The organism is Pseudomonas sp. LAIL14HWK12:I1, from assembly GCF_003202095.1.
Classification (GTDB): domain Bacteria; phylum Pseudomonadota; class Gammaproteobacteria; order Pseudomonadales; family Pseudomonadaceae; genus Aquipseudomonas; species Aquipseudomonas monteilii.
The window spans coordinates 487,270-512,684 of sequence record NZ_QJKG01000001.1; the positions used below are offsets into that span (position 1 = coordinate 487,270).

Annotated in this window: 23 protein-coding genes; 6 read left to right on the forward strand and 17 right to left on the reverse strand. The window is 62.0% G+C overall.

Annotation, left to right across the window (positions count from 1 at the left end; genetic code table 11):
- Positions 1 to 41: 41 nt before the first annotated feature.
- The 5 genes from D906_RS02280 to sdhC all read right to left on the reverse strand — a co-directional run bounded on the left by D906_RS02280 (position 42) and on the right by sdhC (position 6,360).
- Positions 42 to 2,873: a 2-oxoglutarate dehydrogenase E1 component gene (locus D906_RS02280; protein WP_027615098.1), complete on the reverse strand. Its 2,832-nt coding sequence runs from the start codon at positions 2,871 to 2,873 to the stop codon at positions 42 to 44.
- 246 nt (positions 2,874 to 3,119) lie between these two features.
- Positions 3,120 to 3,824, reverse strand: coding sequence for a succinate dehydrogenase iron-sulfur subunit (locus D906_RS02285; protein ID WP_016711649.1), 705 nt, complete (start codon positions 3,822 to 3,824; stop codon positions 3,120 to 3,122).
- Between the two features lie 11 nt (positions 3,825 to 3,835).
- Positions 3,836 to 5,608 (reverse strand): succinate dehydrogenase flavoprotein subunit, encoded by a 1,773-nt coding sequence (sdhA, locus tag D906_RS02290; RefSeq protein WP_016711650.1) that lies wholly within the window; start codon positions 5,606 to 5,608, stop codon positions 3,836 to 3,838.
- 3 nt (positions 5,609 to 5,611) lie between these two features.
- Positions 5,612 to 5,980 (reverse strand): succinate dehydrogenase, hydrophobic membrane anchor protein, encoded by a 369-nt coding sequence (gene sdhD, locus D906_RS02295; protein WP_003254214.1) that lies wholly within the window; start codon positions 5,978 to 5,980, stop codon positions 5,612 to 5,614.
- A complete protein-coding gene (gene sdhC / locus D906_RS02300) occupies positions 5,974 to 6,360 on the reverse strand; it encodes a succinate dehydrogenase, cytochrome b556 subunit (RefSeq protein WP_012315350.1) in 387 nt (128 codons plus the stop codon). Before sdhC ends, sdhD begins: the two co-directional genes overlap by 7 nt.
- Before the next feature lie 352 nt (positions 6,361 to 6,712).
- Between sdhC and gltA the strand changes: the two genes are divergently transcribed.
- On the forward strand, positions 6,713 to 8,002 hold the full coding sequence (gene gltA / locus D906_RS02305; RefSeq protein WP_016711651.1) for a citrate synthase: 1,290 nt from the start codon (positions 6,713 to 6,715) through the stop codon (positions 8,000 to 8,002).
- A 99-nt stretch (positions 8,003 to 8,101) separates the two neighbouring features.
- Here the strand turns inward: gltA and D906_RS02310 are convergent, their stop codons facing one another.
- The 9 genes from D906_RS02310 to D906_RS02350 form a co-directional block, all read right to left on the reverse strand.
- Positions 8,102 to 8,707, reverse strand: a complete 606-nt coding sequence (locus D906_RS02310) for an START domain-containing protein (RefSeq protein WP_025753288.1) — start codon at positions 8,705 to 8,707, stop codon at positions 8,102 to 8,104.
- A gap of 33 nt (positions 8,708 to 8,740) precedes the next feature.
- A complete protein-coding gene (locus tag D906_RS02315; RefSeq protein WP_009684718.1) occupies positions 8,741 to 8,995 on the reverse strand; it encodes a YkgJ family cysteine cluster protein in 255 nt (84 codons plus the stop codon).
- Between the two features lie 130 nt (positions 8,996 to 9,125).
- Positions 9,126 to 9,599 (reverse strand): hypothetical protein, encoded by a 474-nt coding sequence (locus D906_RS02320; protein WP_027608712.1) that lies wholly within the window; start codon positions 9,597 to 9,599, stop codon positions 9,126 to 9,128.
- A 64-nt stretch (positions 9,600 to 9,663) separates the two neighbouring features.
- Positions 9,664 to 11,106, reverse strand: coding sequence for a PLP-dependent aminotransferase family protein (locus D906_RS02325; protein ID WP_012273358.1), 1,443 nt, complete (start codon positions 11,104 to 11,106; stop codon positions 9,664 to 9,666).
- Between the two features lie 174 nt (positions 11,107 to 11,280).
- On the reverse strand, positions 11,281 to 12,093 hold the full coding sequence (locus D906_RS02330) for an OmpA family protein (RefSeq protein ID WP_019096319.1): 813 nt from the start codon (positions 12,091 to 12,093) through the stop codon (positions 11,281 to 11,283).
- A complete protein-coding gene (locus tag D906_RS02335; protein WP_019096320.1) occupies positions 12,090 to 12,443 on the reverse strand; it encodes a DUF4398 domain-containing protein in 354 nt (117 codons plus the stop codon). Before D906_RS02335 ends, D906_RS02330 begins: the two co-directional genes overlap by 4 nt.
- A 9-nt stretch (positions 12,444 to 12,452) precedes the next feature.
- A complete protein-coding gene (locus D906_RS02340; protein WP_016711656.1) occupies positions 12,453 to 13,274 on the reverse strand; it encodes an ABC transporter substrate-binding protein in 822 nt (273 codons plus the stop codon).
- Positions 13,275 to 13,349: 75 nt separating this feature from the next.
- A complete protein-coding gene (locus tag D906_RS02345) occupies positions 13,350 to 14,279 on the reverse strand; it encodes an electron transfer flavoprotein subunit alpha/FixB family protein (RefSeq protein ID WP_016711657.1) in 930 nt (309 codons plus the stop codon).
- Positions 14,280 to 15,029: an electron transfer flavoprotein subunit beta/FixA family protein gene (locus tag D906_RS02350; protein WP_016498683.1), complete on the reverse strand. Its 750-nt coding sequence runs from the start codon at positions 15,027 to 15,029 to the stop codon at positions 14,280 to 14,282.
- A 532-nt stretch (positions 15,030 to 15,561) separates the two neighbouring features.
- Between D906_RS02350 and D906_RS02355 the strand changes: the two genes are divergently transcribed.
- On the forward strand, positions 15,562 to 17,244 hold the full coding sequence (locus D906_RS02355) for an electron transfer flavoprotein-ubiquinone oxidoreductase (protein WP_080578077.1): 1,683 nt from the start codon (positions 15,562 to 15,564) through the stop codon (positions 17,242 to 17,244).
- 178 nt (positions 17,245 to 17,422) lie between these two features.
- Here the strand turns inward: D906_RS02355 and D906_RS02360 are convergent, their stop codons facing one another.
- A complete protein-coding gene (locus tag D906_RS02360; RefSeq protein WP_097156131.1) occupies positions 17,423 to 18,748 on the reverse strand; it encodes an MFS transporter in 1,326 nt (441 codons plus the stop codon).
- 72 nt (positions 18,749 to 18,820) lie between these two features.
- Positions 18,821 to 19,300, reverse strand: coding sequence for a hypothetical protein (locus D906_RS02365; protein WP_019096323.1), 480 nt, complete (start codon positions 19,298 to 19,300; stop codon positions 18,821 to 18,823).
- A 299-nt stretch (positions 19,301 to 19,599) separates the two neighbouring features.
- Here D906_RS02365 and azu point away from each other — a divergent pair, with 299 nt between their 5' ends.
- Positions 19,600 to 20,061, forward strand: coding sequence for an azurin (azu, locus tag D906_RS02370; RefSeq protein WP_016711661.1), 462 nt, complete (start codon positions 19,600 to 19,602; stop codon positions 20,059 to 20,061).
- A 37-nt stretch (positions 20,062 to 20,098) separates the two neighbouring features.
- Here the strand turns inward: azu and D906_RS02375 are convergent, their stop codons facing one another.
- Positions 20,099 to 20,689: a sigma-70 family RNA polymerase sigma factor gene (locus D906_RS02375; RefSeq protein ID WP_256204580.1), complete on the reverse strand. Its 591-nt coding sequence runs from the start codon at positions 20,687 to 20,689 to the stop codon at positions 20,099 to 20,101.
- A gap of 139 nt (positions 20,690 to 20,828) precedes the next feature.
- Here D906_RS02375 and D906_RS02380 point away from each other — a divergent pair, with 139 nt between their 5' ends.
- Genes D906_RS02380 through D906_RS02390 form a run of 3 tightly spaced genes read left to right on the forward strand, consistent with a single transcriptional unit; the run spans position 20,829 to position 25,394 of the window.
- Entirely contained in the window at positions 20,829 to 22,010 is a 1,182-nt protein-coding gene (locus tag D906_RS02380) for an efflux RND transporter periplasmic adaptor subunit (RefSeq protein ID WP_019096324.1), read from the forward strand.
- A gap of 1 nt (position 22,011) precedes the next feature.
- A complete protein-coding gene (locus D906_RS02385) occupies positions 22,012 to 23,979 on the forward strand; it encodes a MacB family efflux pump subunit (protein WP_019096325.1) in 1,968 nt (655 codons plus the stop codon).
- The gene (locus tag D906_RS02390) at positions 23,976 to 25,394 is read left to right on the forward strand and encodes an efflux transporter outer membrane subunit (protein ID WP_025753267.1); all 1,419 of its coding nucleotides are present in this window, start codon (positions 23,976 to 23,978) and stop codon (positions 25,392 to 25,394) included. The genes D906_RS02385 and D906_RS02390 overlap by 4 nt, the downstream gene beginning before the upstream one ends.
- Positions 25,395 to 25,415: the final 21 nt, after the last annotated feature.

The window sequence follows — 25,415 nt, forward strand, 5'->3', positions numbered from 1 at the left end:
ATCAGTGTTTCCTTAAATTCGGTTTCAGGTGCGCGAAGGCGTTAGACAGTGAAGGCGTCTTGCAGCAGTTTTTCCTGCTGTTCGGCGTGCTTCGAAGCGTAACCACAGGCTGGCGCGGCAGAAGCGTCGCGGCCGGCGTATTCCAGGACCAGCGCCTTGTTGAGGCGGCCCAGGATACGGCGCATGTGGTGCTGGCTGCTGTACCAGGCGCCCTGGTTCATCGGCTCTTCCTGACACCAGACCGCATGCTTGAGGTTGGTGTACGGCGCCAGGATTTCGACCAGGTCGTCCTCCGGGAACGGATAGAGCTGCTCGATACGCACGATGGCGATGTCTTCGCGGCCTTCGGCACGGCGTTTTTCCAGCAGGTCGTAGTAAACCTTGCCACCGCACAGGACCAGGCGTTCGACCTTGGCCGGATCGAGGGTGTCGATTTCCGGGATCACGGTCTGGAACGAGCCCTCGGCCAGGTCTTCCAGGGTAGAGACGGCCAGCTTGTGGCGCAGCAGCGACTTTGGCGTCAGCACGATCAGCGGCTTGCGCAGCGGACGGATGACCTGACGACGCAGCAGGTGGTAGATCTGAGCCGGGGTGGTCGGTACGCACACCTGGATGTTGTGCTCGGCGCACAGCTGCAGGTAACGCTCCAGACGCGCGGAGGAGTGCTCCGGGCCCTGCCCTTCATAACCGTGGGGCAGCAGCATGGTCAGGCCACACAGCCGGCCCCACTTGTGCTCGCCGCTGGTGATGAACTGGTCGATCACCACTTGCGCACCGTTGGCGAAGTCGCCGAACTGGGCTTCCCAGATCACCAGCGCGTTCGGCGTGGTGGTGGAGTAGCCGTATTCGAACGCCAGTACCGCTTCTTCCGACAGGAAGGAGTCGTACAGCTCGAACATCGGCTGGCCCGGGAACAGGTTCTTCAGCGGTACGTAGGTGCTGGCGTCCTTCTGGTTGTGCAGCACCGCGTGACGGTGCGAGAAGGTGCCACGGCCGATGTCCTGGCCGGTCATGCGGATCGGGTGACCTTCGAACTGCAGGGTGGCGTAAGCCATGGTCTCTGCATAGCCCCAGTTGATCGGCAAGCCACCGGCCTGCATCTTCTGGCGGTCTTCGTAGATCTTCGCGACCTGACGCTGAACGACGAAGCCTTCCGGGATTTCCAGCAGCTTGGCCGACAGGTCTTGCAGGGTCTTGAGGTCGAAACGGGTGTCGTGACGTGCGGTCCAGGCATGGCCCAGGTACGGGCGCCAGTCGACGAACAGCTCGCGGTTCGGCTCCTTGACCAGGCTCTTCACAACGTGCAGGCCGTTGTCCAGCGCGTTGCGGTACTCGTCGATCTTGGCCTGGGCGCGCTCGGCATCGATGCGGCCAGCCTGGATCAGTGCCTCGGCGTACAGCTCACGGGTAGTGCGCTGCTTGCTGATTTGCTGATACATCAGCGGCTGGGTACCGTTTGGCTCGTCGGCCTCGTTGTGGCCGCGACGACGGTAGCAGACCAGGTCGATCACCACGTCACGCTTGAACTGCATGCGGTAGTCGATCGCCAGCTGGGTGACGAACAGCACCGCTTCCGGGTCATCGCCGTTCACGTGCAGGATCGGCGCCTGGATCATCTTGGCAACGTCGGTGGCGTACTCGGTAGAGCGCGCGTCCAGCGGGTTGCTGATGGTGAAACCCACCTGGTTGTTGATCACGATGTGCACGGTGCCGCCGGTCTTGAAACCGCGGGTCTGCGACATCTGGAAGGTTTCCATGACCACGCCCTGGCCGGCGAACGCTGCGTCGCCGTGGATCGAGATCGGCAGTACCTTGTCGCCAACGGTGTCGTTGCGGCGGTCCTGACGGGCGCGCACCGAACCTTCGACCACTGGCGATACGATTTCCAGGTGAGACGGGTTGAACGCCATGGCCAGGTGCACTTCGCCACCGGCGGTCATCACGTTCGAGGAAAAGCCCTGGTGATACTTCACGTCACCGGAGCCCAGCTCGTTCATCTTCTTGCCTTCGAACTCGTCGAACAGCTCGCGCGGGTTCTTGCCGAAGGTGTTCACCAGGACGTTCAGACGGCCACGGTGGGCCATGCCGATCACGACTTCCTTGGTGCCGTAGGAGCCGGAACGCTGAATCATCTCGTCCAGCATCGGGATCAGGCTTTCGCCGCCCTCAAGGCCGAAACGCTTGGTGCCTGGGTACTTGGTGCCCAGGTATTTCTCAAGGCCTTCACCGGCCGTCACGCGCTCGAGCAGGTGAGCCTGCACGTCAGCGGAAAACTCCGGACGACCGCGCACGCTTTCCAGGCGCTGCTGGAACCAGCTGCGCTGCTCGGAATCGACGATGTGGGTGAACTCGGCGCCAATGGTGCGACAATATGTCTTCTGGAGCGCCTCGAAGATCTCGCGTAGGCTCGCCTCCTCTTTGCCGATGAACAGGTCGCCGGCACGGAAGGTCGTATCAAGATCGGCATTGGTCAAGCCGTAGTGATTGATCGACAGGTCTACGGGCGCAGGACGCCGCCACAACCCCAACGGGTCGAGCTTGGCAGCCTGATGGCCGCGCATACGATAGGCCTGGATCAGTCGCAGAACTTCAACCTGCTTCTTCTCGTGTTCACTGCTCACGCTCCCGGCGGATACCGGTTGGGCGCGGCGCTGGTTCTTTGCCAGCAGTACGAAATGGTCGCGGATTGTCGAGTGCGATACATCGGTAGCGGTGCTGCCGTCGGCGGGCAACTTCTGGAAGTAGGTGCGCCACTCTTCTGGCACAGCGTTAGGGTCGTGCAGGTAGAGCTCGTAGAGCTCTTCCACATATGCAGCGTTACCACCTGAAAGGTGGGCGCTTTCCCACATGCGCTGCATCACGCTTTCTTGCATGCTTGGTCACCCTCGATTAGGGGACTGATCGGCGAGAGCCACAGCAAACCTGGAAAAGTCCGAATACAGCGACTGAACCACGCCACTTGGATCCTGCTGATTTTCCGGGTACCAGCCCGGAAAGCCCCTGCTGGTCTCATATCTTCATAGGTAATGAACGCAGGCTTTGTGGGCCCTTGTTCGGGTTTTACCTCAGTGCGGGCTCACCACCCGCACCTCGGCTTACTGCAGGTACAACACTTTGTATCAGGTGCCGCTTTGCAGCAGCATGTTACGTACGTGACCGATTGCCTTGGTCGGGTTCAGACCTTTCGGGCAAACGTTTACGCAGTTCATGATCCCGCGGCAGCGGAATACGCTGAACGGGTCATCCAGGGACGCCAGGCGCTCCTGAGTCTTGGTATCGCGGCTGTCAGCCAGGAAGCGGTAGGCTTGCAGCAGTGCAGCCGGGCCCAGGAACTTGTCCGGGTTCCACCAGAACGACGGGCAGGACGTCGAGCAGCACGCGCACAGGATGCACTCGTACAGGCCGTCCAGCTTGTCACGGTCTTCCGGCGACTGCAGGCGCTCGATGGCCGGTGCCGGGGTATCGTTCTGCAGGAACGGCTTCACCTTCTCGTACTGCTTGTAGAAGATGCTCATGTCGACCACCAGGTCACGAATGACCGGCAGGCCTGGCAGCGGACGCAGCACCAGCTTGTTGCCCTTCACCACCGCCGACAGCGGGGTGATGCAGGCCAGGCCGTTCTTGCCGTTCATGTTCATGCCGTCGGAACCGCACACGCCTTCACGGCAGGAGCGACGGTACGAGAAACCTTCGTCCTTTTCCTTGATCAGCGCCAATACATCGAGAACCATCAGGTCCTTGCCGCCGGTATCGACGTCGAACGACTCCATTTTGGGCGCCGAGTCGGTGTCCGGGTTGTAACGATAAACTTCGACTTTCAACATAGCAGCCACCCTTAGTAAGTCCGGACTTTTGGTTCGAAGGCTGGAACAGTCTTCGGCGCAAAGTTGACGCCACGCTTGGCAACGCGCTTCTCACCCGGGTAGTACAGGGTGTGGCACAGCCAGTTTTCGTCGTCACGGTCTTCGAAGTCTTCACGGGCGTGAGCGCCGCGGGACTCTTTACGGGCTTCGGCCGCGATGGCGGTAGCTTCGGCGACTTCCAGCAGGTTCTGCAGCTCCAGCGCTTCGATACGCGCGGTGTTGAAGGCCTGGGACTTGTCGTTGATCTTGACGTTGGCGATGCGGTCACGCAGGCCGGCCAGCTGCTCGATACCCTTCTGCATGTATTCGCCGGTACGGAATACACCGAAGTAGTTCTGCATGCAGCTCTGCAGCTCGCGCTTCAGGCTGGCAACGTCTTCGCCAGAAGTACGCTCGTTGAGCTTGTTCAGGCGGTTCAGGGCCACATCGATATCGGTGTCGCTGGCGTCGCGGTATTCCACGCCGTCGGACAGCGATTTTTCCAGGTGCAGGCCAGCGGCGCGACCGAATACCACCAGGTCGAGCAGCGAGTTGCCGCCCAGGCGGTTGGCACCGTGTACCGATACGCACGCCACTTCACCCACGGCGAACAGACCCGGGATGATCTGGTCCTTGCCTTCGGCGTCCATGGTGATGGCCTGGCCATGAATGTTGGTGGCAACGCCGCCCATCATGTAGTGGCAGGTCGGTACGACCGGAACAGGCGCGACCACAGGGTCGACGTGGGCGAAGGTCTTGGACAGTTCGCAGATACCTGGCAGGCGGCTGTGCAGCACTTCCTCGCCCAGGTGGTCCAGCTTCAGCAGTACGTGGTCCTTGTTCGGGCCCACGCCGTTGCCGGCGATGATTTCCTTGACCATGGAACGGGCAACCACGTCGCGGCCGGCCAGGTCTTTCGCGTTCGGCGCGTAACGCTCCATGAAGCGCTCGCCGTGGGCGTTGATCAGGTAGCCACCTTCACCACGGCAACCTTCGGTTACCAGTACACCGGCGCCGGCGATACCGGTCGGGTGGAACTGCCACATCTCGATGTCCTGCACCGGTACGCCTGCACGCAGGGCCATGCCGATACCGTCACCGGTGTTGATCAGGGCGTTGGTGGTGGAGGCGTAGATACGACCGGCACCGCCAGTGGCCAGAACGGTGGCCTTGGACTTGATGTACATGGTTTCGCCGGTTTCGATGCAGATTGCGATCACACCGACGAACGCGCCGTCCTGGTTTTTCACCAGGTCAACCGCGTAGTACTCGTTGAGGAAGGTAGTGCCTGCTTTCAGGTTGCCCTGGTACAGGGTGTGCAGCAGCGCGTGACCGGTACGGTCGGAAGCGGCACAGGTACGGGCAGCCTGGCCACCTTTACCGAAGTCCTTGGACTGGCCACCGAACGGACGCTGGTAGATACGACCGGTTTCGGTACGCGAGAACGGCAGGCCCATGTGGTCCAGTTCGAAGACCGCAGCCGGGCCTTCCTGACACATGTATTCGATAGCGTCCTGGTCACCAATGTAGTCGGAGCCCTTGACGGTATCGTACATGTGCCAGCGCCAGTCGTCGTTCGGGTCGGCCGAAGCGATGGCACAGGTGATGCCGCCCTGGGCGGATACAGTGTGCGAACGGGTCGGGAAGACTTTGGTGACTACGGCAGTCTTGTGGCCGCCTTGAGCCAGTTGCAGCGCGGCGCGCATGCCGGCGCCGCCGCCACCGATGATGATGGCGTCGAAGGAAATGGTTGGAATGCTAGCCATGGATCAGATACCCCAGAGAATCTGCACACCCCAGACGAAGTAAGCGAACATCGCAACGCCGCATACCGCCTGGAACAGGAAACGAATCGCAGTTGCCGACTTGCCGAACGACATAGGCGTCAGGTAGTCGGTTGCAATGGTCCACATGCCGACCCAGGCGTGAGCGCCCAGGGCAACGAGGGCCAGCAGACTGAAGATCCGCATCGCGTTGTTGGAGAACAGACCATGCCACTGGGTGTAGTCGATGCCTGGGTGGGCGACCACGTAGCCGATCAGGAAGAGGAAGTAAGCCGCGAGAACGACCGCAGAAACGCGCTGCGCCATCCAGTCATAGAGGCCCGAACGCGACAGGTTCGTGACATTGGTTACCATACCCAAACTCCCACCAGAACGATCAGCACCACGGAGATGACGATCACGATTTTCGAGCCCAGCTTGCCGCCTTCCAGCGTCTCACCGATACCCATGTCCATGATCAGGTGACGAACACCTGCCACGAGGTGATAAAGCAGGGCAGACAGCAGCCCCCAGGTCACGAATTTGGCCAGCGGGCTGGTCAGACACGCCTTCACCTCACCGAAGCCTTCCTCGGAACCCAGCGACTTGCCCAGTGCATAAAGCATGATGGCAAGGCCGAGGAACAGGATGACGCCGGAGATACGGTGCAGGATGGACGTGTACGCAGTGACGGGGAGCTTGATGGTCCTTAGGTCTAGGTTTACAGGTCGTTGGCTTTTCACGGCTTTTTTCACACTGAAGAGCCCCTAGCGAATCAGGGCAAAGTTGTTGGTAAGTGTACTGGTCAGGTACCCACCACCCAGGGAACGGCGACCCCCAGCAGTTCGGGCTTGCAAGCCCCTGGCGGTCGGGTGCCGAGTATAGACAGTTAGGCTGCTTATGACAACGTGACGGGGTAGCCCAAATAGCGCATTGCCTTTAGCGAACAAAAGGCGTAAATGGGCGAGAATTTCGGGAAAAATCAGGCTTGAATGCTTGATTCAACAAGCCTTTAGGCAAATTGACATCTGAATTTATCCCTCTATAGTGGTGCGGGCCCTGCGTGGGGGGTCTGTCTGATGATTTCTAGCATTAATAGGAGGCCACATGGCTGACAAAAAAGCGCAGTTGGTCATCGAGGGCGCTGCCCCCGTCGAGCTGCCCATTTTAACCGGCACCGTTGGTCCTGATGTAATCGACGTCCGCGGGTTGGGGGCCACTGGTCACTTCACCTTCGACCCTGGTTTCATGGCGACTGCCTCGTGCGAGTCGAAGATCACCTACATTGACGGCGACAAAGGGATCCTGCTGCACCGCGGCTACCCGATCGAACAACTCGCCGAACAATCCGACTACCTCGAAACCTGCTACCTGCTGCTCAACGGCGAACTGCCGAATGCCGAGCAGAAGGCCCAGTTCGTCAGCACCGTCAAGAACCACACCATGGTTCACGAGCAACTGAAGTCCTTCTTCAACGGTTTCCGTCGCGACGCTCACCCGATGGCGGTGATGTGTGGCGTGGTCGGCGCCCTGTCGGCGTTCTATCACGACTCCCTGGATATCAATAACCCGCAACACCGCGAAATTTCCGCGGTGCGCCTGGTCGCCAAGATGCCGACCCTGGCCGCGATGGTTTACAAGTACTCCATGGGCCAGCCGATGATGTACCCGCGCAACGACCTGTCGTACGCGGAAAACTTCCTGCACATGATGTTCAACACCCCGTGCGAGATCAAACCGATCAGCCCGGTACTGGCCAAGGCAATGGACCGGATCTTCATCCTCCATGCCGACCACGAACAGAATGCCTCCACCTCCACCGTTCGCCTGGCCGGCTCGTCGGGTGCCAACCCGTTCGCCTGTATCGCCGCCGGTATCGCCGCACTGTGGGGTCCGGCCCACGGCGGTGCGAACGAAGCCGTACTGACCATGCTCGATGAAATCGGCGATGTTTCGAACATCGACAAGTTCATCGCCAAGGCCAAGGACAAGAACGACCCGTTCAAGCTGATGGGCTTCGGTCACCGCGTGTACAAGAACCGCGACCCGCGCGCCACCGTGATGAAGCAGACCTGCGACGAAGTCCTGCGCGAGCTGGGCATCAAGAACGACCCGCAGCTGGAACTGGCCATGCGCCTGGAAGAGATCGCCCTCACCGATCCTTACTTCATCGAGCGCTCGCTGTACCCGAACGTCGACTTCTACTCGGGGATCATCCTCAAGGCGATCGGCATTCCGACCAGCATGTTCACCGTGATCTTCGCCCTGGCACGTACCGTGGGCTGGATCTCGCACTGGAAAGAAATGCTCTCCAGCCCGTACAAGATTGGCCGCCCGCGCCAGCTGTACACCGGCGAGCAGAAGCGCGACATCGTTGCGCTGCAGGACCGCAAGTAAGCTTTACTGGCCGAACGCAAAAAGGCTGCCCTTGGGCAGCCTTTTTTTATTGGCTTTTTCCTGTGCCAGCGAAGAGGCCGGCACAGGCAACACCAAACCTCAGTTCTTCTCAGCCCGCTCCCGCAGCCCTTTCAGGGTATTGAACGGCGCATCCACCACGAACTTGTTGGCCACCATCGCCGGCACGCTACCACCCGGCTCGGTGTGCACCTGGTAGGTCACTTCGGTGCTGTCACCCTTGGGCACCAGTTTCCAGAAGCCTTCCACTTTCGCCACCCGCACAAAGCCCTTCTCTTCCGGGACATAGGTCGGCTCTTCGACCAGATTACGGGTCAAGCTGCCATCAGCCCCCTTGACCGTGGTGATATGCAACACCGAATCACGCGGCGTCACTGGCCACGGCGTGTTGAACTGGGTGTAGGTCCAGCTCTGGTCGCCTTCATGCTTGAGCAGCTTTTGCGACTTGCACTCGTGAATCCATGCACAGGCGCCGACCACGTCTTCCTGCAACGCCTGCACCTTGGCCAGCGGCGCCTTGATCACGGTAACGCCTTGATAGGCCTTGTACTTGGAACCGGCTACTTCACTGAGAGATACCTTGATCCCCTCCTCGTCCTTGGCCACTTGCCAGTTTTCGGCCCAGGCCACCGGCGACAGCAAAACACCCATGCCACACAGCAGTGCAATACGCTTGAACGATCTCATCATGTTTATCCTTGTTGTCGAAGATCCAGCCTCTCACGCCGCCGTCATCTGCTCCCACCAACCCAGAATCCTGATTGCCTCGTCACGGTCGCTGCCGCACACCTCGACATCCGCCTTGAAGCCACCGCACACCGCCGGCCGCTCGGGCTTGCCAAACAGGTCGCAGAGGTTGGCAGCCGTCAGGTGCAGGCAGCGCTCACCCGCCGGCTTGCCATTGGGCATGCGCGGCATCGCAGAAGTGATGGACGGGGCGATGCAGCAGGCACCGCAGCCCTCACGACAATTCATGGCTATTCACCAAAATCAGGACTCCCTGGAACAAAACGGGACGAACGTCCCTGGATAGTAACCGCTCAAACAGGCGTTTGAAATTACTGGCACGATGAAATGTGCAGTGACCCGGCAGTCAGTTTGACTGCTACTGCCGGTACTCGAAATCGATGGCCGCCCCTTCAACGTCATGACGGCTGTCGTTGCGCAATTGCAACTGCATTTCGTTGTTGATCAGCCGGCCATTGAGCTGGAACGGGCTGTCGTTGGTTTCTGGTTTCTCGGTGAACATGGGCGGCAGCAAGGGTTTGCGTCGCTGAATCGGCGACGGGGTGCCAACGTTCGGCTCAAGTGAGTTGACCATATCGACCGGCAGGCTGAGGTCAAGCTTTGCCTTTGGCAGCGGCTTGGCCACCGCCTTGCTGACCGGCTTGGGCGCCTTGGCCTTGCTGTTGGCGGCTTTTTTTACCGCCTGCTTCTGGACAGGCTTGGCTGCCGCCTTTTTCTGCACTGGCTTGCCCTGGGTGACCGGAGCCTGGCTGGCCGGCTGCGCAGCCATGGCTGGCGCACAGCAGAACGGTGCGAGGCACAAGATCAGGGCAAAACGGCGTAAAGCATTCATGGCAAATGGACAGACTGGCAGGAAAAGTGCGTATGCTCCCTGTTCCACAGGCAGCTGGCAAGCCTTACAAAAGGGTGAGCGCAGGCTCCCGGCACAACTGCTGAGCCAGCAAGCCGAGGGTAATCACGGCACGCTCGGCCTCCTTGTTCCACGGAATACCGCAATTAAGGCGGATGCAGTGGTTGAACTGCTCTGTATTACTGAATATTAACCCCGGCGCAATGCTGATGCCCTGCTCCAGCGCCCGCACATGCAGCTCCTGCGTGTTGACCCGCCCGGGCAGGCTCACCCACAGAATGAAACCGCCCGTAGGCCGGGTCATCTGGGTGCCTTCGGGGAAGTGCTGCTGCACTGCCAACTGGTAGGCGCTGAGGTTCTTGCGATACTCCTGACGGATGTAGCGCAGATGCCGGTCGTAGCCGCCATTCTCCAGGTAGGCCGCCACCCCCATTTGCGTGACGCTGCACGCCGAGTGGGTAGTGAAGGTTTGCAGCCGCTGGATTTCGTCCTGGTAACGCCCGGCAATCATCCAGCCAACACGTACGCCGGGGGACAGCGTCTTGGAGAAGCTTGAGCAATAGATTACCCGGTCCAGCCGGTCGAACGCCTTCAGCGCCTTGGTCTTGCCCTGCTCGAACATCAGCTCGCCATAGATATCGTCCTCGATGATCTGGATATCGAAGTCCGATGCCAGGCGCAGCAGTTGTTTCTGCCGCTCTTCCGGGACGGTGCCACCCAAGGGGTTGCTCAGCCGCGCGGTGAGCACCAGGGCCTTGATCGACCACTGGTTGGCCGCCAGCTGCAAAGCTTCAAGGCTGATGCCCGTGGACGGGTCGCTGGGGATTTCGATCACCTTCAGGCCCAGCAGGTCCGCCAGCTGCAGCAAGCCGTAATACGTCGGCGACTCGGCGGCGATCAAGTCCCCCGGACGCGTCAGCACACGCAATGACATTTGCAGCGCATCGACGCAACCGTGGGTCACGATCACTTCACGCGGGTCGACCAGTACACCGGCATCGCGCATGCGAATGGCAATCTGCCGGCGCAACGGCTCGAAACCCGGGCTGAACATGTAACTGAACGCGCGCGGGCTGTGAAAGCGGGTGACCTTGGCAATTTGCTGGTGCAGGGCACGCACCGGCAGGTAGTCGACATGCGGCACCGCAGCGCCGAACGGAAATACACCATCGCGGCGCGCTTCGGTGAGCACTTGCTGGATGATGCTGGCACGGGTCACCAGACCAGGGCGCTCCACCCGGGCAATGTCGGGGGTTTGCGCAGTCAGGGCCGGCGTCTGGTGCACATAGTAGCCAGACTGCGGCCGCGCACGGATCAGGCCTTGATCTTCGAGGTTGGCATAGGCCTGCAGCACCGTGGCATGGCTGACATTGAGCTGGGCGCTCATCTTGCGCACGGAGGGTACCCGCTCGCCTGGCTGGTAGACACCGCGGCGGATGTCATCGGCCAGTTGCTGGGCGATACGCTGGTACAGCAGCAGGTTGGTCATGGCGGCAGGCTCGTTGTTCTTGTGCGGCTCGATGACGGTAAAGGATACCGTAACAGTTGCAAAGTGTACTGGGACAGAATGCAACATAGTCGACAATACAACAGCGTGATAACTATCGAAACGATTAAACCGACAAAAAGAAGGGCCGCATGGCGGCCCTTCTTTGAGTCGAACTCAGCGCGCAGGCGCGAGCCTGCCCTTGTCGTCGGAGAACACGATTTCTACCCGACGGTTCTGCGCCCTGCCCCGCTCAGAGGCGTTGGCCTCGATCGGGTACTGGTCGCCATAGCCCTCGACCTGCAAACGCTTTTCGTCGATGCCCAGGTCCACCAGCATGTCAGCCACGGCCTGCGCCCGATCGCGAGACAGTTTCAGGTTGTCCTCGGCCGCGCCGGTGCTGTCGGTATAGCCTTCGATACGTACCACCCGACGCGGGTTAAGCTGAAGGAACTGCACCAGCTTGAGTACCGTGCGGCTGGCCGAGTTCTTCAGGTCGGCACGGCCGGTATCGAACAGCACGTCGCCCAAGGTCATCACCAAGCCACGGTCGGTCTGCTCGGAGGCCAGTGCCGCGATTTGCGACTCGACCCATTTGCCCTGCTGCTGCACGCTGGCCAGCTTGGCCTCGCGCAAGGCCAGCTGCAGGCGCTGGCGCTCCAGATCGAGCTTGGTCTGGCGCTCCTGGTTCAGCGCCAGCTTGGCATGCTCACGGGCAATCTCGCTGTAGCGCTGGCTGAGGTAAGCGTAATGGCGCACATCGGAACCGGTGCCGATGTAGCTGGACAAACGCTCGGCACGGGCCAGCGACTCGCCCGCGCGGATCACATCGCGCGGCGCACTGCGCAGCACATCGGAATCATCCTTGACCTTGGCGAAGGCGGCACTGGCTTCATCCAGCGCTGCAGAACTGCGCTGGCTGGCACAGCCTTGCAAGCCTGCGGCCAGTGCCAGCACTACCAGCGCAGCCAACGGTGTGCGGCGGATCATGGCTGCACCTCCAGTTGCTTGCGCAGGCGCTTGACCCGCGACTGCAACAGCTGGAGCTGCTCTTCGCTCTTCTGGTTCAGCACCTGGGCCTCGGCCAGACGCGCATCCAGCTCGGCCTGTTCGGCACGCATGCGCGCATCGCGATAGTCTTCGCTCAGCATGTTGGCCTTGGCCCGGGCCAGCTTGTCTTCAGCCAGCTTCAGCGTTTCGACCTGCTCGGTGGCACCTACGGCCTTGGCCTGCTCCAAGGCCTGTTCGGAAATGCGCATCTGCTCGTCAGGGGCCGGATCATTGGCGCAGCCAGCCAGGCCAAGCATGGCCAAGGCAAGGATTAGTGGTTGGGTTCTCACGCAATCTTCCTAGTGTTTGGGGGCGTCCGCCGGCACCTGCAACTGCGCTTTCCAGCGCTCGACATTTCGTTGCAGGACCGCCTCGGACGCACCGGAGATCGGCAATTCTGTCAGTTTTTTCGCCAATTGCCCACGCAACCAGCTGTCATTGCAGGCCGAGTTGTGTGAAAGGGCCAAGTACAGGCCTGGCCGGTCCACCGGCAGGCCACGGGCGATCAGGTCATTGCTCATACCCAGGCTCTGGGCCATGGCCATGCCTGAATAGCGGCCAGCCAGCACATAGTCCACTTGGCCGAGCACCAGTTTCTGGAAGGCCTGGGTAAGGTTCTGCGCCGACACCAGCTTGAGCTGGGCCTTGGCAAAGGCGGTGAAGGCCGGTGTCAGCCGTGCGCGCTCGGACAAGCTGCCTTGATACCTGGCCAGGTCCGCCGGGCCATCGAAGGTCAGCTGGGCATCATGACGCGTCCACACCAGGTACTCGTTGAGCTGCAACGGCGGGTGGATGTAGTCCAGCGCGGTCAATTGCTCCACCTGCATGGGGGTGTCGAGTAGCAGATCCATGCGGCCACTGCGTACTTCCTCCAGTGCCTGGTCGCGACGACCTGCGCTCAGTACTTCGACTTTTACACCCAACTCGCCAGCCACCTGACGCAACAGGTCTACGTTGGCGCCGATCAGGTGTTCAGGGTCTTGTGGGTCTTGCCATGAATAGGGCGGCGCATCAGGGCTGCCGGTTGCCACCAGGCGTTCGCACTTGCCTGCCGCCATGACCAGCGGTGAGAACAGCGCCGCCATGCATGCCAGCGCCCTGCCCGTTTCACGCAACGTCATCCCTCACTCCTCAACCCATAAAAAAACCCGACCCTCGAAACGAGGGCCGGGTTCTTTATAAGTGAAGCAGGCGGATCAGACCAGCTTTTCCAGCTCCGGAACCGCTTCGAACAGGTCTGCGACCAGGCCGTAGTCGGCTACCTGGAAGATCGGCGCTTCTTCGTCCTTGTTGATCGCAACGATCACTTTGGAGTCTTTCATGCCGGCCAGGTGCTGGATCGCGCCGGAGATACCGACGGCGATGTACAGCTGTGGCGCAACGATCTTGCCGGTCTGGCCGACCTGCATGTCGTTCGGCACGAAGCCGGCGTCGACTGCGGCGCGCGAGGCACCGACTGCAGCGCCAAGCTTGTCGGCCAGGCTGTACAGGTGCTTGAAGTTGTCACCGTTGCCCATGCCACGGCCGCCGGATACGACGATCTTGGCAGCGGTCAGCTCTGGGCGGTCGGACTTGGCCAGCTCTTCGCCAACGAAGGCAGAAATGCCAGCGTTGTGCGCAGCACCAACAGCCTCAACAGCGGCCGAGCCACCTTCGGCGGCGACAGGGTCGAAGCCGGTGGTACGCACGGTGATGACCTTGACCGAAGCGCTCGACTGCACGGTGGCAATGGCGTTACCGGCGTAGATTGGGCGCTTGAAGGTGTCAGCGGACTCAACCGAGATGATCTCGGAAATCTGGTCCACGTCCAGCAGCGCGGCAACGCGCGGCAGGATATTCTTGCCGTTGGTGGTGGCCGGAGCCAGCACGTGGCTGTAACCCTTGGCCAGCTCGACGATCAGCGGCGCGACGTTCTCTGGCAGCACATGGGCGTAGGCAGCGTTATCGGCAACCAGCACCTTGGCCACGCCAGCGATCTTGGCAGCAGATTCGGCAATGCTGCCGACGTTCTGGCCAGCGACCAGTACGTGCACATCTCCACCGATCTTGGCGGCAGCGGCAACAGTGTTCAGGGTGGCCGGAGCTACGGCACCGGCTTCGTATTCAGCGACAACCAGGATAGTCATTTAGATTACCTTCGCTTCGTTCTTCAGCTTCTCGACCAGTTCGGCCACCGATTTGACCTTGATGCCAGCGCTGCGGGCAGCCGGGGCTTCAACCTTCAGGGTCTTGTTGGTGGAGGCGAGGGAAACGCCCAGCGCGTCCGGAGTAACGGTCTCCAGCGGCTTCTTCTTGGCCTTCATGATGTTCGGCAGCGACGCGTAGCGCGGCTCGTTCAGGCGCAGGTCGGTGGTGACGATGGCTGGCAGGTTCAGCGATACGGTCTGCAGACCGCCATCGATTTCACGGGTGACGTTCAGCTTGTCGCCAGCCACTTCGACCTTGGAGGCGAAGGTGCCTTGCGCGTAGCCAGTCAGCGCAGCCAGCATCTGGCCGGTCTGGTTATTGTCGCTGTCGATGGCCTGCTTGCCGAGGATGACCAGCTGTGGCTGCTCCTTGTCGACAACGGCTTTCAGCGCCTTGGCCACAGCCAGGGAGTTCAGTTCGTCAGCGGCTTCTACCAGGATGGCGCGGTCGGCACCCAGGGCCAGGGCGGTACGCAGTTGCTCCTGGGCAGTGGTCGGGCCGACGGAAACGACGACGATCTCGGTCGCAACGCCCTTTTCCTTCAAGCGGACAGCCTCTTCCACGGCGATTTCGCAGAAGGGGTTCATGGACATCTTGACGTTAGCAAGGTCGACGCCGGAGTTGTCCGCCTTGACGCGAACCTTGACGTTGTAGTCGACCACTCGTTTGACAGCTACAAGAACCTTCATGGATTCCTCGTTACTCTCCGGTGAATAGATAGTCGCCTGGGACTGAGCCCTGCGATGCGCGTGGGTACAAGGGCACCTCTAAAAACGTATCGGGAGGCAATAACTTCACAGTGACCGAACAGTCTTGTTCGGACCATTGCGACAAATCCTCACGGGTCATTTTCTGTCGTGGCGTGTAAACTCCACTACAAACCGGCCAAAGGCCGCAAAACCCTGCTCCACACCTGGTCTTTAGAGGTGTACCTGCGCCCGGCTGCAAGCCTACGGCGAACGTAAAACCGCTCGTATCTTGACCGTAACACCCCATCCGGTCAATACGGCAAATCGGTCACCCTCCAGCCGCGCTCCTGTGATTTTACTGGCCTGCGGCAAATTCAAACAAACGTTTGTATTGGACCCGCCAAGTGGTGTAGATATAATGCGCGGCCAAGACAAAACGGTGTAGTCCGTCATTTGCGCAGCTACAGTTCCGCTCCCGTGATGAGCCACTGCGCGCAAGCACCCATAAGACAAAGCAACAGCACGAGCCTTGATGAGTAGGAGAGAACCAGTGGAACGCGAATACATGGAATTCGACGTGGTCATCGTCGGCGCCGGCCCGGCGGGCCTGTCCGCCGCCTGCCGCCTGAAGCAGAAGGCCGCCGAAGCCGGTAGCGAAATCAGCGTCTGCGTGGTGGAAAAAGGCTCTGAAGTGGGCGCCCACATCCTCTCCGGCGCAGTGTTCGAGCCCCGCGCCCTGAACGAGCTGTTCCCCGACTGGAAGGAACTCGGCGCGCCCCTGAACACCGAAGTGAAGCGCGACGACATCTACGTGCTCAAGGATGCCGGCAGCGCCACCAAGGTGCCTGACCTGTTCGTGCCCAAAACCATGCACAACGAAGGCAACTACATCATCTCGCTGGGCAACCTGTGCCGCTGGCTGGCCCAGCAGGCCGAGAACCTGGGCGTGGAGGTCTACCCGGGCTTCGCCGCCCAGGAAGCGCTGTTCGATGAAAACGGCGTGGTGCGTGGCATTGTCACCGGCGACATGGGTGTGGACCGTGAAGGCAACCCGAAAGACGGTATGTACACCCCGGGCATGGAGCTGCGTGGCAAGTACACCCTGTTCGCCGAAGGTTGCCGTGGCCACATCGGCAAGCAGCTGATCAAGCGCTTCAACCTGGACAGCGAGTCCGATGTGCAGCACTACGGCATCGGCCTGAAGGAAATCTGGGAAATCGACCCTGCCAAGCACGAGCAGGGCCTGGTGGTGCACACCGCCGGCTGGCCGCTGGACGTGATGGCCAAGGACAACACCGGGGGTTCGTTCCTTTATCACCTGGAAAACAACCAGGTGGTGGTCGGCCTGATCGTCGACCTGTCCTACGCCAACCCGTACCTGTCGCCATTCGACGAGTTCCAGCGCCTGAAGCACCATCCGGTGATCAGCCAGTATCTCGAAGGCGGCAAACGCATCAGCTACGGCGCCCGCGCCCTGGCCAAGGGCGGCATCAACTCGCTGCCGAAAATGGTGTTCAACGGCGGCGCACTTATCGGCTGTGACCTGGGCACCATGAACGTGGCCAAGATCAAAGGCAGCCACACGGCGATGAAGTCCGGCATGCTCGCCGCCGAGGCGGTGGCCGACGCGCTGCTCGCCGGCAGCGAGGGCGGTGACCAGCTGAACGGCTACGTCAGCGCCTTCAAGGCCAGCTGGCTGTACGAAGAACTGTTCGCCAGCCGCAACTTCGGCCCGGCCATGCACAAGTTCGGCCCACTGCTGGGCGCTGCGTTCAACTATGTGGACCAGAACTGGTTCGGCGGCAAGCTGCCGTTCACCCTGCACGACACCAAGCCGGACTACGCCTGCCTCAAGCTCGCGGCCGACTCGAAAAAGATCGACTACCCGAAACCGGACGGCAAGCTCAGCTTCGACAAGCTCAGCTCGGTATTCCTCTCCAGCACCAACCACGAAGAGGAACAACCCTGCCACCTGAAGTTGACCGACCCGAACGTGCCGATCGCCAGCAACCTGCCGCTGTACGACGAGCCGGCACAACGCTACTGCCCGGCCGGCGTGTACGAAGTGGTCACCCAGGAAGACGGCAACAAGCGCTTCCAGATCAACGCGCAGAACTGCGTGCACTGCAAGACCTGCGACATCAAGGACCCGGCCCAGAACATCACCTGGGTTACCCCTGAGGGCGCAGGCGGGCCGAACTACCCGAACATGTAAGGCCCCGGCCCTGCCGTAACAAAAAGCCCCCGGCTCTCACGAGCCGGGGGCTTTTTGTTGTGAATTGCGTCTGGGCTGCGAGGTGTTCGCCGTGAGAGGCTCAGCGCTTATCAGATCGAGCGCCGCGCGGGCGGCGCTCGGTTTATGCCCTGCTGCACAACCCAAGACATGCACCGGCTCATTTGTCACCGCACATGATCGGCATCGGCTGCGCCGCAAACGCCAATGGCTCACGCCGCCCGAAATACAAGGCCGTCAGCAGCCCCACCGTGCCCATGACCAGACAAAACCCGACACACACCCACGGGCTCCACGGCATCAGCGCAATCAGCGCCAGCGGCGTGGTACTGGCCCACAGCGCGTAGGCCACGTTGTAGGTGAAGGAAATCCCCGACACACGGATCTCGGCCGGGAACAATCCAACCATCACCGACGGCACCACACCGACCACGCCGCAGGACAGCCCCGCCAGCGCATAAGCCAGCCAGGTCATCTCCCACTGCCCCACCAGGCTGGCGTAAAGCGCACCGATCCCCAGCGGCAGCAACACGCTGTAGAGCATCAGCGCACGCCAAGCCCCTACGCGGTCGACCAGCAACCCGGCCAGCACGCAGCCGATGTTGAGGAAAACAATGCCCACGCTGCTCAGGGCGAAGGTGTGCCCGGCGCTCATGCCAAAGCGTTGCTGCATTACCGTGGGGGTGATCACCACCAGCACCACCACGGCCGAGGTCAGCACACAGGTCAGCAACGCCGCCGGAATCAACGCCCGACGGTGCTCGCCCAGCACCCGCCGCAGCGGGAATTTCACCGGCTGTTCCTGGCGCGCACGCAGGGCAAGGAACACCGGTGTTTCGCTGAGCCAGCGGCGCAGCCACACGCCAATCACACCAAACACTCCACCCAGCAGGAACGGGTAGCGCCAGGCGTAGTCGAGGATCTCCTGCGGCGTGAACACCTGCGCCAGCAACGTCGCGGTCAATGCCCCCAGCAGGTAGCCGAAGGTCAGCCCCGCCTGCAAGAAGCCCAACGCATACCCGCGCCGCCCGGCAGGCGCGTGCTCGGCGACGAAGGTCCAGGCACTTGGCACCTCGCCCCCCACGGCCGCGCCCTGGAGGATGCGCAGCGCCAGCAGGATCAACGGTGCGGCGTAGCCGATGTCGGCATAGGTCGGCATTACCCCGATCAGCAGGCATGGCAGGGCCATCATCAGGATGCTCAGGCTGAACACCCGCTTGCGCCCCAGGTGGTCGGCGAAGTGCGCCATCAGGATGCCGCCCAGCGGCCGCGCCAGGTAGCCGGTGACGAAGATCCCGAAGCTTTGCAGCAGGCGCAGCCACTCTGGCATCTCGGGCGGGAAGAACAGCTGGCTGAGGGTCAGCGCAAAAAATACGAAAATGATGAAGTCGTAGATTTCCAGCGCGCCGCCCAGTGCCGCCAGGCCCAGGGTCCGATGGTCGCCGCGGCTGAACCGGGGCGGGCGAGCGGTATCGATGGCAGTCATGGCAGGGTCCGCAAATCGGCAAAGGGCAAGAGGATAGCAAATAGCTGCCCCGTTGCCCCGCCTGCTGCGCGGCTAGCGGTTGAACACCGTATGCGCGAAGTTGGCGCGCGGCCGTGGCCTGGCCGTAGCCGCCGGCATGGCGCCCGGCAGCGGCAATTTGCCGACCAGCACCGGTCCGTCGATGATCGCCATGAATGACTCCAGCGCCTCGTTATCGGGCACCTGCGGCAGGCTCAGGCTGACCGCCTGGCGCTCGGCCTGCGGCACCGCAGGCACTTTCAACTGGCTGGAATGGTAAAGCAGGGCGTGCTGGATCTGGGTACTGACGCGACAAAAACGCTCCAGGTCAACCCCGGCATGGCTGGCCAGTTCGATATTGCCCAGCAGCAAGTGAAAAGGCTGCAAGGCGCACTGCACCAAACGCTGCAGCTCCTCGAAACTGTCAACGGGGGCGATCCGATAGTAGCCCAGGCCATTGAGCAGCCGCTCCAACTGCAGCCGCTGGCAGGGGTGGGTGTCGGCAATGAGAATGCGCAGGGTCTTGTTTGCCATGGTCGGGCCTGGGCAGCTGGGTAATGGGTACATTCCATGACCTTACTGCGCCCGTTATGGCGACTGCCAAGGCCATGCCTGGCAGCGGTCTACTTTGATAGAAGTCGGGAAAGCCGCATAAATCAAGTGATTGACTGACGGAATTTGCATTTGCCTTTAGCCCGGTACTCCGGTTTGCCACTTGCGCTCACCCCGTCAAGCCGTTCAGGTAACCGCGCGCCTAAACCCCGACGCTCGCACTTCGTTTAAAGGAGGCTCATGCCCCAAGGCATCGCCTCTTACATTCGCGGAGAACCCAGATGTTTCGCCCGGCCCTAGCCTTTTTCGCCCTGACCCTGTCCAGCGTCGCATGGTCCGCCGAGCCCTGTTCGGTAGACATTCACAGTACTGACCAGATGACCTACGACCTGAAAACGATCACCGTACCGCAGACCTGCCAACGCTTTACCGTTAACTTGCTGCACACCGGCACACTGCCCAGGAACATCATGGGCCACAACTGGGTGCTGGCCAAAAAGGACGACATCAAAGGCGTGACCACCGATGGCGCTGCGGCAGGTGAGGCCGATAACTACCTCCAGCCGGGCGACAAGCGCGTGCTCGCCCATACCCGACTGATCGGGGGTGGCGAAAAAGATTCGGTCACTTTCGACACCGGCATGCTGCAGGCAGGCCAGGCGTACGCGTTTTTCTGCTCCTACCCTTTCCACTCCACCATGATGAAGGGCACCCTCACATTCGGTACCTCGTCAGGCAGCTGACGCTATCGGAAAGTGGGCCGCACAGCCGAACGTGCGCTCAGGCCTCGGCCCACTCGCGCATACGCAGCCGGCAATGCTTCATGGCGTTGACGATGTGCTTCTCCACCATGGCCTTGGACAGGCCCAGACGCGCGGCAATCTCCCCATGTGACAGGCCTTCGAGCTTGCGCAGCAAGAAACACGCCCGGCAGGTTTCGCTCAGCTCCGCCACTGCACGCTGCAGCAACTCCAGGCGCTCTTCCTGGCGACAGGCGCCGTGCACGGGGGCGACGAAGAATCGCTCATCGGTTTCCAGAACCTCCAGAGGCTCGGCGCGACGAAGCTGGTTGCGCCGATGACCATCGGTGACCAGGTTCAGGGCGGTGCGGTAAAGGAAAGCGCGCGGATGGGAGATCTGCGTGTCATCACACCGCTCGAGTACCCGCAGATACGCCTCCTGCGCGATATCTTCGGCAGCATGGCGGCTACCCAGACGCGAACGAAGGAACCCGACCAGTTCACGGTAGTAATGCTCGAGCAGTACACCCGAAGACGGCATCGAAGCGCTTTCCCTGTTGTCGATGATGGTAGAAGACCGCTGCAGGCCAAGTAATGGCACCGCGAGCGCATAAAATATAATAATTCTCATCAAGCTTAAAGACGTTGTTACATTTCCACGCCCGCAACGCGCGCTCCCCGCTAAATCCGCCCTGATCGCTTTCGTTTAATCGGCAGCCTCCCTAGCTGATCCTTGGTGACAGCGGCCCTCTCATGGTCGGAAATCCTGCATGATCCCTCAACGCCTTACCCGTCGTGCCTTAACGCTCGCGCTGTGCCTGATCCCCGTGGCCGCATTCGCCACCTGGCAACTGTTGCCCGCCGCGGCCGAGCAGCGGCCGTTCGTCAGCGTCAGCCGTGGCAACATCGAATCCAGTGTCACCGCGCTGGGCACCCTGCAGCCCCGTCAGTACGTCGACGTGGGCGCACAGGCCTCCGGGCAGATCCGCACGTTGCACGTAGAAGTCGGTGACACCGTCGAGCAGGGGCAGTTGCTGGTGGAAATCGACCCTGCCACGCAACAGGCCCAGCTGGATGCCGAGCGCTATGCCATCCAGACCCTGAAAGCGCAGGTCAAGGAGCAGCGTGCCGAGCATGTCCTGGCCGAACAACAGTTGCGTCGCCAGCAGCGGATGGCCAGCGACGGCGCCACGCGTGAAGAGGATGTGCAGACCGCCCAGGCCAAGGTGCTGACTACCCAGGCGCGCATCGACATGTATGAGGCGCAGATTCTCCAGGCGCAGGCCACGTTGCGCAGCGCGCAGGCTCAGTTGGGCTACACCCGCATCTACGCCCCGATCGGCGGTACCGTGGTGGCTGTCGATGCACGAGAAGGGCAAACCCTGAACGCGCAGCAGCGCACCCCGCTGATCCTGCGGATCGCCAAGCTGTCGCCGATGACGGTATGGGCCGAGGTCTCGGAAGCCGACATCGGCCAGGTCAAGACCGGCATGCAAGCCTACTTCACCACCCTGGGCAGCGGCGGCAGGCGCTGGACCAGCACTGTCAGGCAGATTCTGCCGATCCCGCCCAAACCGCTGGATCAGCTCAGCCAGGGCGGCGGCAGCCCGGTTGCCGCCGGTACGGCAAGCGGCAGCGGGACCGGCCGCGTGGTGCTCTACACCGTGCTGCTGGATGTCGACAACGATGACAACGCGCTGATGGCCGACATGACTGCCCAAGTGTTCTTCGTCGCCGGGTCTGCCAAGGATGTGTTGACCGTGCCCATCGCGGCGCTTCAGGGACGGGGCCAGGGCGAGGGACTGCAGACTGCCCATGTGCTGACCGGCAAAGGCGACGTACAGACGCGCCAGGTACGTACCGGGCTCAGTGACCGCCTGCGCGTGCAGATACTCGACGGACTTGCGGAAGGTGACAAACTGCTGATCGGCCCTGTTGGCGGTGAGGGTTGACATGAGCACTCCGCTGATAGAGCTGGTCGGCATCCGCAAATCCTACGGGGGCGGTGACAGCCCCCAGGTCGATGTGTTGCGCGGCATCGACCTGAAAGTCCATGCCGGAGAGTTCATCGCCATCGTCGGCACCTCGGGCTCTGGCAAGTCGACCCTGATGAACATCCTGGGTTGCCTCGACCGCCCAAGCGCCGGGCAGTATCGCTTCGCCGGCCAGGATGTTGCCGGCCTGAGCAATGACGAGCTGGCCTGGTTGCGCCGCGAAGCGTTCGGGTTCGTGTTTCAGGGCTATCACCTGATCCCCTCCGCCTCGGCGCAGGAAAACGTGGAGATGCCGGCGATCTACGCCGGAACCACGGCGGCCCCGCGCGCCGAACGGGCCAAGGCCCTGCTGCAACGCCTGGGCCTGGGCGAGCGCACCGGCAATCGCCCGCGCCAGCTTTCAGGCGGCCAGCAACAACGGGTGTCCATCGCCCGGGCATTGATGAACGGCGGCCACATCATCCTGGCGGATGAGCCCACCGGTGCGCTGGACAGCCACAGTGGCACCGAGGTCATGCGCCTGCTGGATGAACTGGCCGAGCAAGGCCATGTGGTGATCCTGATCACCCACGACCGCGATGTGGCCGCCCGGGCCCAGCGCATCATCGAGATCCGCGACGGCGAAGTCATCAGTGACAGCGGCGCCGACCAGGCGCCGCCACCGCGTCGCCCAGGTGCGCTGCAAGCCGTCGATCTGGCCGGGCGCCTGGTGCGTGCCGACAGCCAGGGCAGCCCCTGGCTGGGCGAAACCCGGGACGCCCTGCAGGCCGCCTGGCGGGTCATATGGAGCAACCGCACACGCACCGCGCTAACCCTGCTGGGGATCATCATCGGCGTCGCGTCGGTGGTCGTCATGCTGGCAGTGGGTGAAGGCAGCAAGCGCCAGGTCATGGCCCAGATGGGCGCGTTCGGCTCGAACATCATCTTCATGAACGGTGCCCCTCCAACACCGCGCGCTCCGCCCGGCAACGTTCGCCTCAGCGACGTGCAGGCGCTGGCCGAGCTACCGCAAGTGAAGTCCATCATGCCGGCCATGACAGTGGAAGCGCAGGTGCGCTTCGGCAATCGCGACCTGGAATCGACCATCGGCGGCTATTCGCCTGTGTTCCCGACGCTGATGAGCTGGCCCGTCAGCGAAGGCAGCTTCTTTACCGACAACGACCTGGCCACGGCTGCGACCGTGGCGGTGATCGGCTCGGAGGTGCGCAAGAAGCTGTTCGTCGACGGCCAGGACCCGATCGGCCAGTACATCCTCATCGAGAACGTGCCCTTCCAGGTGATCGGCGTGCTCGCCAGCAAAGGCTCCAGTGGCGCCAACCAGCGAAACGACCTGCGCATCGCCGTGCCGTACTCAGCGATATCCATACGTCTTTCCGGCACGCAACACCCGGAATACGTGATCATCGGCGCCGCGGACAGTACCCAGGTGCATGACACCGAACGCGCGATACGCCAACTGATGCTGAGCCTGCACGGTGGCATCGAAGACTTCGAGATCGACAACAGCGCGGCGATGATCCAGGCCGAGGCGGCGACACGCAACGGGTTGTCCCTGATGCTTGGCGCCATTGCCGCCATTTCGCTGCTGGTCGGCGGGATCGGTGTGATGAACGTGATGCTCATGACCGTCCGCGAACGCACCCGCGAAATCGGCATCCGCATTGCCACTGGCGCCCGACAGCGCGACATCCTGCGCCAGTTCCTGACTGAAGCCGTGGTGCTTTCGCTGACCGGCGGCCTGATCGGCGTCTGTCTGGCGTTGCTGATCGGCGTGGTACTCAGCCTGGCCAAGGTGGCCGTGGCGTTTTCTGCCCTGGCGATAGTGGGCGCCTTCGCCTGCTCGGTAGCCACGGGCGTCATCTTCGGTTTCATGCCCGCGCGCAAAGCCGCCGCCCTCGACCCTGTCGCCGCCCTGACCAGTGAATGACCATGACCAGAACCCCGTTTTTACTGCTACCGCTGCTGACCATCCTGGGTGCTTGCAGCCACACCCCTGCGCCATTGGACAGCGGTATCGCTGCACCTGCCCGCTGGCAAAGTCCGGCTGGCGGCACGGCGGCCTCCGCGCAATGGTGGACAACGTTCAATAGCGCTCAACTGAGCCAACTGATCGAGCAGGCGCGCCAGGGCAGCCATGACCTGCGTGCCGCCATGGCCAGGGTCAGGCAGGCACAGGCCGACCTGCGTATTGCCGGCGGCCCCCTGCTACCGCGCCTCGACGCCAGCGCCGACGCCTATCACCAGCGCTTGCTACGAGGCCAAGGGTACAGCGAGCAGGACACGTCGAACCGCGAGCGGACCTACCGCTACTTCAACACGGCCCTGACGACCAGCTACGAGCTGGACTTCTGGGGTAAAAATGCCGCTGCGCGTGACAGTGCCCGCCTTGGCCTGCAAGCCACTGCACGTGACCGTGACACGCTCGAACTGAGCCTGACGAGCAGCGTTGCCGATACCTACCTGAGCGCCCTCGCCGCTCGCGAGCAGGCACGCATCGCCGCGCTTAACCTGGAAAACGCCGACAAGGTCCTGAGCCTTGTGCGCACGCGATTCCAGGCCGGGTCGTCGACTGCCCTGGAACTGGCCCAGCAAGAGAGCCTTGTGGCCAACCAGCGACAACAGTTGCCGCTCTACCAACAAGAGGCCCGCGATGCGCAGATCACCCTGGCAACCCTGCTTGGCGTGCCGGTCCAGGCGCTGGAACTGGCCGATCAGCCTTTCGATCAACTGAGCGGCCCGAGCATTGCCGCCGGCATTCCCAGCCAACTGCTGACGCGCCGCCCGGATATCGCTGGCGCAGAGGCGCGCCTGGCTGCGGCTCAGGCGGATGTCAGCGTTGCGCGGGCAGCACTGTTCCCCACGGTGAGCTTGACGGCCAGCCTGGCCACTGGCGACAGAAAAGCCATCGACCTGCTGCGCAATCCGGCGCTCAACCTCGGTGCCGGTCTGACGGCGCCCATTTTCAATAATGGCGCCTTGCGCGCCGAGCGTGATCGCGCCATAGCTCGCCAGGACGAGCTGCTCGAGGCCTATCGCAACGTGCTGATCACCAGTTTCGGCGAAGTCGAGAAGGCCTTGAACAGCGTCGACGGCCTGGACCGCCAGACACACTGGCAGCATGAAGCGCTCACCCAAGCGCAACGCGCGTTCGATCTGGCCGAGAACCGCTACCGGGCCGGGGCCGAAGACCTGCTCAGCGTGCTGGAAGCGCAACGCAGCCTGTTTACAGCACAGGCCGAACGGGTACGGCTGCGCAAGGCGCGTTTGCAGGCCAGTGTTGCGCTTTACAAGGCATTGGGCGGTGGCTGGACGGCATCGGACACACTGATGACAGCGAGGTAGGCAAGCCCCCCGACGGGAGCC